1 protein-coding gene is annotated in these 1,529 nt (G+C 67.8%); it reads left to right on the forward strand.

The genetic code is table 11. The features are described from left to right. Positions 1-1,529, forward strand: a 1,529-nt coding sequence (locus QSJ33_RS15570; RefSeq protein WP_285727900.1) for a right-handed parallel beta-helix repeat-containing protein, incomplete at both ends; no start/stop codon positions are given.

Genomic DNA, 1,529 nt, shown 5'->3' on the forward strand with positions numbered 1-1,529 from the left:
CCCAACGAGACGCCGCGGCTGGTCGGCGGGGTGGTGCTGAGCGGTTCCTCGGCGCACCTCGTGGACGGCACGGACCCGAACTGGTCCCGGCTGGACGCGTCGGCGCGGTCGATGATCTACGTGGTGGACCTGACGCCCTACAAGGCGAGCCTGGGGACGCTGGCGAGCCGTGCGGTCACGGGCGGATCGGTCAACCAGTCGATGGAGGTGTTCGTGGACGGCGCGCCCCTGACGCTGGCGCGCTATCCCAAGGCCGTGGACCGGACGACGGTGAACCTGGCGCCCCAGACGACCATCCACGTCAGCGGGACGCTGACGCCCGACGTGACGGGGGACTACACCTACAAGGGTGTGGACAGCCAGGGACGGCCGTACTACCAGCTGTCGAAGAACGGGGACGTGTGGTCCATCGCCGGGTCCGCGACGGCGCCGGACTGGCACCTCTCGAACCGGAAGGACCTGGGGGGGACGGGGAGCCCGCTGGCCACCTGGGGGACGTGGGAGACCTTCAACGGCCCGGCGGGGAATTTCGATCCGCTCTCCGGCGCCTCGGGCAAGGCCTTCCTGGCCCCGGCGGACGGATCGGCCCCGCTGCCCGGGTTCATGCTGATCCGGGGCACGAACGGGAGCACGACGATCACGGCGCCGGATTCCCACATGAGCCGGTGGCGGGCCTCGGAGGCGATGTATTACGGGCTGGGCTACTACAGCTGGTCGGGGAGCCACACGGGGATGACGGCCATCGATCCGGTGAACGGGGTCCTGACGCTGAACAGCACGCCGACCTATGGGCTGCGGCCCGGCCAGCCGTTCTTTGTCTACAACCTGCTGGAGGAGCTCACGGCGCCGGGGGACTACTTCATCGACCGGACCAACGCGCGGCTCTACCTGCGCCCCATCGGGGACGTGCCGCCGACGGAGATCCTGCTGTCGACGCTGCAGACGCCGGTGGTGCAGATGTCGGGATGCCAGCAGGTGACGTGGCAGGGAGTGACGTTCGAGGCGGCGAAGGACCGGCTGGTGTCGGCGACGAGCTGCGTGTCGGTGGCGTTCAGGAACTGCACGTTCCGGAACGCGGGAGGGTATGGGCTCTACCTGAACGGGACGTCGAACCTGGTGGAGGCCTGTGATTTCAGGCAGCTGGGGCAGGGGGGCGTGTCGGTGAGCGGCGGGAGCCGTGCGACGCTGACGCCGAGCGGGACGGTGGTGGAGAACAGCGAGTTCCAGTATTACGGGCGGCTGTTCTGGACGTACATGCCGGGGATCAACATCGATGCGAACAGCATGGGGATCACGGTGCAGCACAACGAGATCCACCATTCGCCGCACGCGGCGATCCTCTACGGGGGGAACGGGATCACGATCAGGTACAACGTGATCCACGATGCGACGCAGTGGACGAACGACGCGGGCGTGATCTACACGACGGGTCGGGACTGGGGGAACCAGGGGAACCTGATCCAGTTCAACCTGATCCGGAACTGCGGGAGCCCGCTGGGGACGTTCCTGTCGGGGATCTACATCGACGG

Source organism: Geothrix rubra (genome assembly GCF_030268065.1).
Lineage (GTDB): Bacteria > Acidobacteriota > Holophagae > Holophagales > Holophagaceae > Geothrix > Geothrix rubra.